The organism is Candidatus Jordarchaeum sp., from assembly GCF_052745115.1.
In genome coordinates this window covers 1-5,029 of record NZ_JBRAKS010000289.1, presented here as the reverse complement: position 1 = coordinate 5,029, position 5,029 = coordinate 1, and the positions used below count along the sequence as shown (strand labels likewise).

The 5,029-nt window shown below is 37.2% G+C and carries 8 protein-coding genes and 1 pseudogene; 3 read left to right on the top strand and 6 right to left on the bottom strand.

Annotation, left to right across the window (positions count from 1 at the left end; all coding sequences use genetic code 11):
• Window positions 1-214: 214 nt before the first annotated feature.
• The 5 genes from ACUVXA_RS16225 to ACUVXA_RS16205 all read right to left on the bottom strand — a co-directional run bounded on the left by ACUVXA_RS16225 (window position 215) and on the right by ACUVXA_RS16205 (window position 2,886).
• Window positions 215-400 carry a hypothetical protein gene (locus tag ACUVXA_RS16225; protein WP_445872328.1) on the bottom strand — a complete coding sequence of 62 codons (186 nt, stop codon included), beginning with the start codon at window positions 398-400 and terminating at the stop codon, window positions 215-217.
• Between the two features lie 63 nt (window positions 401-463).
• Window positions 464-1,042 (bottom strand): DUF6512 family protein, encoded by a 579-nt coding sequence (locus ACUVXA_RS16220; RefSeq protein WP_445872327.1) that lies wholly within the window; start codon window positions 1,040-1,042, stop codon window positions 464-466.
• A 133-nt stretch (window positions 1,043-1,175) separates the two neighbouring features.
• Window positions 1,176-1,271 (bottom strand): C2H2-type zinc finger protein, encoded by a 96-nt coding sequence (locus ACUVXA_RS16215; protein ID WP_445872326.1) that lies wholly within the window; start codon window positions 1,269-1,271, stop codon window positions 1,176-1,178.
• A 150-nt stretch (window positions 1,272-1,421) separates the two neighbouring features.
• The gene (locus ACUVXA_RS16210; RefSeq protein ID WP_445872325.1) at window positions 1,422-1,853 is read right to left on the bottom strand and encodes an iron-sulfur cluster assembly scaffold protein; all 432 of its coding nucleotides are present in this window, start codon (window positions 1,851-1,853) and stop codon (window positions 1,422-1,424) included.
• Between the two features lie 187 nt (window positions 1,854-2,040).
• The gene (locus tag ACUVXA_RS16205) at window positions 2,041-2,886 is read right to left on the bottom strand and encodes a damage-control phosphatase ARMT1 family protein (RefSeq protein WP_445872324.1); all 846 of its coding nucleotides are present in this window, start codon (window positions 2,884-2,886) and stop codon (window positions 2,041-2,043) included.
• Window positions 2,887-3,066: 180 nt separating this feature from the next.
• On the opposite strand from ACUVXA_RS16205, the gene ACUVXA_RS16200 reads away from it, so the two are divergent.
• Genes ACUVXA_RS16200 through ACUVXA_RS16190 form a run of 3 tightly spaced genes read left to right on the top strand, consistent with a single transcriptional unit; the run spans window position 3,067 to window position 4,672 of the window.
• Entirely contained in the window at window positions 3,067-3,876 is an 810-nt protein-coding gene (locus ACUVXA_RS16200; RefSeq protein ID WP_445872323.1) for an ATP-binding protein, read from the top strand.
• A gap of 14 nt (window positions 3,877-3,890) precedes the next feature.
• Window positions 3,891-4,130 (top strand): 4Fe-4S dicluster domain-containing protein, encoded by a 240-nt coding sequence (locus ACUVXA_RS16195; protein ID WP_445872322.1) that lies wholly within the window; start codon window positions 3,891-3,893, stop codon window positions 4,128-4,130.
• Complete coding sequence (locus ACUVXA_RS16190) at window positions 4,127-4,672, top strand: hypothetical protein (protein ID WP_445872321.1); 546 nt, start codon at window positions 4,127-4,129, stop codon at window positions 4,670-4,672. Before ACUVXA_RS16195 ends, ACUVXA_RS16190 begins: the two co-directional genes overlap by 4 nt.
• Before the next feature lie 39 nt (window positions 4,673-4,711).
• Here the strand turns inward: ACUVXA_RS16190 and ACUVXA_RS16185 are convergent.
• Window positions 4,712-4,882, bottom strand: a pseudogene (locus ACUVXA_RS16185) (toxin-antitoxin system TumE family protein); the annotation flags it as partial.
• Window positions 4,883-5,029 lie beyond the last annotated feature (147 nt).

The following is a 5,029-nucleotide window of genomic DNA, read 5'->3' as shown; positions in this document are numbered from 1 at the left end:
CCTACATAAGACAAACAACAACCAGAAAAACTACATACCTAAGACGGGGTCCCATCCTAATAAATATATTTTACTAAATTTTTTTAGGTAAAACTTTAATTTTCTATAATATTAATTTTTACGTTCACCCAACCATTAAATATATCCAAAGATGTCTTTCGTTAAAACACATTATTTTAAAATTTTTAAATAAGTTCTTCCGAGTATTTGTTATCTATTTTTTCTTTCCAAATTTTTCTTTCTGCGCTAAACCTTTTAATTCCTCTATGCTAAGTTCTTCCGGTTCTTCCATAGATAGTTTTTTCAATTCTTCAAAATCGTACTCTTCTATTTCTCCCGTCTCTTTAACCTTTGGAGCACATACTTCACAGTCCTTATCCTTGCCCTTATCATTAGCCATAAAATTCTCCTCCAAATGTGAGATTGCTATCTTTAACAAAGATTAAATGTTTATAAACATTTTTTAGATCGCCATGAAGATTTTAATATAAAATAGTAGATTATAATCGAATACAGGTATTCCATATGTTCCGGTTATTGGATCCATAAATATTCCTAGATGCGGCGGATAGAAAGTAAAAACTACAAAGACCACGAATAAAGCGATTAATGCGGCAATCGCTATTTTATTATATATTTGGGGTAGGGGAGATTTTGTTAGGAATTTGTAACTGGTCCATTGTCCGATTATGATAGCTACAAGGAAAATTAAAATATCAATTATTAAGAGTCCATGTCCAAGAATAAAATTGTACAGGTAGAAGAGAAGCACTATAGAAACAGGTATTAGATAAATGCCGATGGTTTTTGCAACCGGGAAGTTGTTAGTAGACTCTTTCAGGTATCGGTATTCAATAAGAGAATAGAATAGAGCCGGCCAAATGCCCAGTTTCAAATGCTCCCAAACACTTTCATTTACCGCCGCAATTGCTGCTACCGGAAGAAACCCTCCTGACAAATCAAAAGCGAAATGTAGTATGGAACCCAAAAGGAAAATAAAAACTATACCGATTAATTCCCAAGCCTTAACTGATAACTTCATAACTTTACCCCAAACATGTTTTAATAAATAATTGGATACAGAACTGTTTTTTCATTACGAAATCTTTCAAATTTATAAAATTATGATCTTAAATGCTTTCTAAATATTGGTGGTAGGGGAAATTGCTTTTCTCCTACTTTTTCTCTTTAAAGTGTTCTTCTAGAGCGTGCTTTTTTAAATCTTCTTGGCTTTGAAAGGTTTCACCACATAGTTTGCACTTAACTTCCACAATTAACCCCTCCAAAATATAAATATAAATCTGTTATAATTTCTTATATTTTAAACCACCAGTTTAATGCTTATAAATATTACTAATTTATTAGAAATTTCTAGAGGTAAAATTTTTAACCTTCTCTGGTAACTAATCCTCTAGTTCTTCCTAAATTTCCTTTTTAGCATAGTATTTGTCAATTGCAGTCCTGAGAGAAAAAACAGCTAAATCTGCGCAATGCTTATTTTCCTCAGGTAATTCAAAGTATTCATCGATATCCTTTGCTTCCAGTCCATATGCATCTTTTAGGGTCATTCCTTTTACTATTCTGGTTAAATAACTGGTACAAGCAACCGTAGCCCCACAACCATCTGTTAAAAATGTTATGTTCTTTATATTGTCCTTACTTACTGAAAGAAATATTTCTACGGTATCTCCGCATGTGCCTTTTACACTGCTCCAGCTATCCGGATTTTCTATTTTTCCGAAGTTTTGCGGATTCATGAATTCTTCGATAACTCTTTCTGAGTATATCTTCCTCTCTTCCTCTAACACCTTCTCCTGTAAATACTGCACAAGCTTATCAAAATCATCTGACATAAACGTCACCTTTAAGCAAAGAGTAGCGTTCACCTCAAACATATAAAAAATTGCTTCCAAATTTTCGATGAACAGATATGCGTATAAATTTTGCCATAAACTGATTATCAATGTGAACTTAAAAATGAAAAATTAGAAAAGCTATTGTAATAAATTTAAAAATTGCAGGGACTACGGTCTTATTGGTTTAGTTTTCATCTTCAAATTTCAAGACCGTACTTCCAACCTTTGCTTTAATATGCTTTGCTACTGCAGGACACTTAACCTTAAGTAAGAAAAATACCCCTGCTTTCCTATCGCTCAGAGCCTCGTAATTTCCTTGACCCTTACTAATGACCATGTCGGCTTCTCTTAGAAAATTGATGAATTCCTCTGAATTTCGATTCATACCCTCGTGATCCACGCTTATCTTTTTTATATCCGCCAATTTGTCGATGCCCACTTCTCTCGCTTCATCTATGGTTGCGTCATTCAGAATTGGCTCCGCCCTAACGAAAAAGGTAATTTTTTTATCAGGAATCTCTTCCAGAAGAACTCTGTCAAAAACGATTTCCCCGGCGTTATCCCCGAGATAGATTATATTCTTTGCATTATCCAGCATCTGTTCGAATTTTTCAAAATCATTTATCTCCAAGTTCTGAGACAAGACCTCTTCGATAGTCTTGTTGATATCAAAATTTGAGGAAGGCCCGTAATCAATAATATTACCGGCTATAGCGAGCTTTACTGCGGTTAAAAGTCTATTATCGGAATTTTCTACCATTTTTTTGAGTTTTGGGTACAGTTCTATGGCTATTTTATTGGACTTCATTTTTACCTCTCTGTACGGATCGGGATTATCTGCCACTTTTTTAACAATTCCATGGACAATGTGTGCAATTTCAGTTGGGGGACCCTCAAAAGATGTTTTGCTTAACTCGGATAAAACCTCTCGCAAAACCATTTCCTGTTCAGACCTGTCATTAGTAACCATCTTAACCGCTTCTAAGGCCTGTCTAACGAAGCAAGGTATACAGTCTAATTCGGTTTCCATTAGAAACAACTCAAAAAATTTCAATAATAAAAGTTATTAGGAGAATGATATCTTTTACGTTCAGAATTTATGAATATCTATATATAAATTATCTTTTTAACCTAGCTAGTTTTGAAGCTTGGCGTAAGATTTATTTCAAATGGTTTTTATGTTCTTTCCAATTATTGGGAGGATACCGAAATGTGTCAATGGTGCATCCAGCATGGTGAAGGTAAGAAATGGTATTTAAACATTAAAAATTACGCGAGAAAAATGTACAAAGCAAGACCCACCACTCCAGAGATGGAGGCTGACCTTGCCCGGATGCTGGCTCAAACCGTGAGAGACGCCATAATGAAAAGAGGCAGTCCAGAGTTTACCCAGTACAAGGCGCAGATTGAAAAACTCTCACACTCTGTGCACTTTGGACAGGTGGTTCCCCTAGAGGATATGAAACTGATAATGGATATAGCCTGGCCCATTGCCACTATGACGTGTGCCTGTAGAAGATCGGTTCGAGGATTGGAGAATGAGAAAAACTATTTGTGCATGGGCTTGGGTGTTGGAATGTACCGGTGGGAAAAATTTCCAGACACCTACTTTGGTGGAGTGGAGTTCATAGACCAGAAGGAGGCCAAAAAGTGGCTGGAAGACCTCAATAAGAAGGGACTGGTGCATTCGGTCTGGGTTTTCGGGACGCCTTACATTGGTGGTGTCTGTAACTGTGAGTATCCGGTGTGTCTGGGTATCCGTAACACTTTGGACTTTAATTTGAAATTCATGTTTAAAAGTGAGTATGTGGCTGTTTTTAATCCTGAGAAGTGTAAGGGATGCAAGACCTGCCTTTCCAGATGCCAGTTCAGAGCCATAAACTGGGAAGTTTCCGAGGAAAGGCCCTACATTAATATGTACAACTGTTTCGGTTGCGGACTTTGCGTAACCGCATGTCCCAATGGTGCGATTCACCTAGAGGAGAGAAGTAAGTTCCCAGCACTCAGAAACGATTTTTAAAGGGAGATGATGTGTTGAAGGTAACAGTTGATATGGATAGGTGTGTAGGGGCCATGGAGTGCGCTAAGTGTTTGAATATTTGTCCTAGTACCGTTTTCGCCATGTATCCGAAGGAAGTGAAAATGTTTGAACCAAGCGAGGAGTGGGAAATCATTCCAGAGCTAGACATGTTATGCGTTGGATGTATGAAGTGTGTGGAAATCTGTCCAGGAAATGCAATAGAGGTCCAAGAAAGCGAGGTGGAAGCAAAATGATTTACGATTACTATTTCGCAGATGAAGCATTAGCAACCCTAAATGAGGAATTCTCACTGGAGAAAAAAATTAAGGAATTTGCAACAAAAATAAAAAAGACGGGAGAAAACCCAGCAGAGGCAGGTGAACAGTTTTTCACAGAATACGGCGAAAAAATGATGCGGAAAACAATAGAACTGGGAGACAAGTACCTTGATCGTCAAGGAGAAATACTAAAACAAGTAGCGGAAAAAACAGGACAAGTTTTTCCCAGCGTTCCCCAACGGTATTGGGAACTCATGCTAATGGGAACCCGACCCACAGCAAAATTCTACGTTTACGGAAACAATACCCAAATAATCGATTTCACCATACCAAAATGTCCCGGATACGAGTTGCTTAAAGAAAATATTGATCAAAAAACAGCCGACACTCTACCATGCAAACACGGTTGCCTCTCAGCTTTGACAACACTTTATAAAGAACTTAACTTGAACGTTGAAACCGTAATGACCGAAAAAATGCCGGAAAAAACGTGCCATTTCATATCAACAAAAAGGTGAAAAAGGCGTCTATCACTATTTGCGGAATGATTAAATTTACTATAATATCTCTCGTCTTATCTTTTTTAGTAGCTGTCCTTTATTAGGGTTCTTGAGATTTTTAACACCATTTCTAGTGTGCTTATGGTTTGGGTATGTGTCGACATCCTTGTGGTGCGGTGCATTGTCCCAACCTTCTATAAGTTTTCCCATGGAACTAAACCAGTAGTAACTGTAAGCTACTAGTTTGTCTCCCCCTCACGATTTCTCTAAGATAAAGCAAATCAGCATTGAAATAATATTTTGGCTTTAATTATGCTTAGCGGACCGTTGTCCGAAACTTACCCATCTAGGACACTTCCAGATGGTGTTCGGTTC

Bases quoted from the DNA above. Each gene is read 5' to 3' on its own strand.
- ACUVXA_RS16225 (WP_445872328.1), bottom strand. From the start codon at position 400: ATGGCTAATGATAAGGGCAAGGATAAGGACTGTGAAGTATGTGCTCCA.
- ACUVXA_RS16220 (WP_445872327.1), bottom strand. From the start codon at position 1,042: ATGAAGTTATCAGTTAAGGCTTGGGAATTAATCGGTATAGTTTTTATT.
- ACUVXA_RS16210 (WP_445872325.1), bottom strand. From the start codon at position 1,853: ATGTCAGATGATTTTGATAAGCTTGTGCAGTATTTACAGGAGAAGGTG.
- ACUVXA_RS16205 (WP_445872324.1), bottom strand. From the start codon at position 2,886: ATGGAAACCGAATTAGACTGTATACCTTGCTTCGTTAGACAGGCCTTA.
- ACUVXA_RS16200 (WP_445872323.1), top strand. From the start codon at position 3,067: ATGTGTCAATGGTGCATCCAGCATGGTGAAGGTAAGAAATGGTATTTA.
- ACUVXA_RS16190 (WP_445872321.1), top strand. From the start codon at position 4,127: ATGATTTACGATTACTATTTCGCAGATGAAGCATTAGCAACCCTAAAT.